This is a genomic window from Ruegeria sp. AB5, assembly GCF_056542645.1.
The window spans coordinates 1-2,160 of sequence record NZ_JBQGAE010000054.1; the positions used below are offsets into that span (position 1 = coordinate 1).

Below are 2,160 nucleotides of genomic sequence, written 5' to 3' on the forward strand. Positions count from 1 at the left end.
ATCAGGTCAGATTTCGTACGGAAATGGGCGTGCGGTGCCGTGGCACTGACGCCGGGCCGAGCCGCGAGCGCCCGAATGCTGGGCACTGCGTCGGGGCTGCGCCGTAGATCGTCCTCGGCGGCGTCTAGCAAGGCGGCGCGCAGGTCCCCGTGGTGGTAGGCAACTTCATTCATGATATTCTCCAAACTAAGCATTGCAAAGTTAGCACTGCATAGTTACCTGGATGACAGTTCCAAAACGAAAGGTCAAACCCATGACAGCCACATCGCTTCGCACCTACTTGCGTTGGTTCCACATCATTGCTGGACTGACCATAGGCACATACCTCTATTCGCCTTGGTCAGCGAACACCGCATTTACTGCCTTGATCCTTTACGTCGTCACGCCCGCTCTCGTTCTAAGCGGCCTAGCCATGTGGAAGCAGGGGGTCATCATGCGTATTCTCCGACGCGGTGCCTGAGGTATTGATGTGCGGGGATTGATTTGCATTACCGCAAGCAGGCCTTCGTGCCCCGCGCAGCGAATGGCAGCGAAGTGTCGATTCTGTTGAAAAACAACGTGTTGCAGTCGCAGAATGGGGTGACCTGAGCACGGCACGAGCGCCTTTCTGGTCAGGCGTTTCGCGTTTGCTGCGGTGCGGGAAAGATTTTCGCCAATTTGCGGAGGTTCTGGGCGGTGGCGGCGAGGAGGAATTCGTCATTTGCGCCGCACGGTCCACGTAATCGGAGCCGTCCAAGGCCTAGGATGCGCTTGAGGTGGGCGAAGAGCATCTCAACTTTCTTTCTGAGCTTCATCGCAATCTGGTACTCTTCAGTTTTGGCCAGATCTCTGGCGACCTGGCGCGCATCTTCGTGCTCTTCGCGGGTGATTTTGCGTGCATCAGCGTTGGGGCAGCATCTTTGTTTGGACGGACATACCTGGCAGACTTCTTTCAAGGCGCGATAGCGGGCTGTGCCCTTGCCCGACGGCCCCCGGTTTGGATCAGAGTAATTCCGGCGGAACTGTTTAAGCGCGTGACCCTCTGGGCAGATATATTGATCATGCTCAGCGTCCCATTCGAAGTCTGTGCGTGTCCAGGTGCCGTCGGGGCGTCCGGCCTTGTCGATGACCGGGATGTAAGGATCGATCTTGCGATCCACGAGCCAGCCGAGCATCGGGCCTGAGCCGTAGGCGGTATCGGCGATCATCCAGTCGGGGACGAGGTCGAACTTGTCCTTCACCCGGTCCAGCATCGTCTTTGTCGACCCCACTTCGGCTTGCCGGATGGATCTGGTCGCTTCCACATCCACAATCACGCTGTGATCTGTATCAACGAGGTAGTTATCAGAGTAAGCAAAGAAGGCTGGTGCCTTGTGCGCCGCTGTCCATTGGCTGGCAGGGTCCGAATATGAAATGAACTTAGGCTTGACTGGCGAGGCAGCACCAAACGCGGCCTCATCCAGGGTTTCCAGATATTCCCGAACAGCGCGCGGTGCGGTCTTGGCATCGATCTGTGCAGCATCCCATTCTTCTTGTGACGCTGAATACTGCTTGGTCGCTTCTGCCTCAATCAAGCTGGCATCAATCGCCATACGCTGGCCGCTGACCAAACCTTCTGCGATGCACCGCGCCACTGTCGTTTCGAACACGTGCCGCAAGAGTTCACTCTCGCGGAACCGACCATGGCGGTTCTTGGAAAAGGTAGAGTGATCCGGCACTCGATCAGTCAGATCGAGGCGACAGAACCAGCGATACGCAAGGTTCAGGTGCACTTCTTCGCACAACCGCCGTTCCGACCGGATGCCAAAGCAATAGCCCACCAGCAGCATGCGGATCAGCAACTCGGGATCGACGGAAGGGCGACCAGTATGACTGTAAAAATCCGCCAAATGATTGCGGATACTACTCAGGTCAACAAATCGATCAATCGACCGCAGCAGATGATTGTCCGGGACATGTTCCTCCAGGGAGAACTCATAGAACAGCTCAGCCTGAGTTTCCTGTTTTGGTCCCATCATCATCCAAACTCCCATTCAATAAGAGAATTGAATCAGCCAGATGGCCTTCGATCAAGACAGAGTTTTTCAACAGAATATCCACACTGCGTGAGTGCATAGTCCATAGTTTTCTGCACGCTGCCTGAATGACCGAGATTCCCTCTGCCTTGCGGCAGTAGTTATT

The 2,160-nt window shown here is 55.7% G+C and carries 3 protein-coding genes; 1 reads left to right on the forward strand and 2 read right to left on the reverse strand.

Annotation, left to right across the window (positions count from 1 at the left end; genetic code table 11):
- The first annotated feature begins 253 nt into the window (after nt 1–253).
- Nucleotides 254–460 carry a hypothetical protein gene (locus tag ACR0L4_RS23525; protein WP_170429778.1) on the forward strand — a complete coding sequence of 69 codons (207 nt, stop codon included), beginning with the start codon at nt 254–256 and terminating at the stop codon, nt 458–460.
- A gap of 151 nt (nt 461–611) precedes the next feature.
- Here ACR0L4_RS23525 and ACR0L4_RS23530 read toward each other — a convergent pair whose 3' ends face one another.
- Together ACR0L4_RS23530 and ACR0L4_RS23535 are read right to left on the reverse strand one after the other, a co-directional pair.
- Nucleotides 612–1,997 (reverse strand): IS1182 family transposase, encoded by a 1,386-nt coding sequence (locus ACR0L4_RS23530; RefSeq protein WP_480424160.1) that lies wholly within the window; start codon nt 1,995–1,997, stop codon nt 612–614.
- A partial coding sequence (locus tag ACR0L4_RS23535; protein WP_480515628.1) for a hypothetical protein occupies nt 1,966–2,160 on the reverse strand: 195 nt, incomplete at its 5' end. The genes ACR0L4_RS23535 and ACR0L4_RS23530, both read right to left, overlap by 32 nt.

Coding starts and splice junctions, on each gene's coding strand:
- ACR0L4_RS23525 (WP_170429778.1), top strand. CDS start 254: ATGACAGCCACATCGCTTCGCACCTACTTGCGTTGGTTCCACATCATT.
- ACR0L4_RS23530 (WP_480424160.1), bottom strand. CDS start 1,997: ATGATGGGACCAAAACAGGAAACTCAGGCTGAGCTGTTCTATGAGTTC.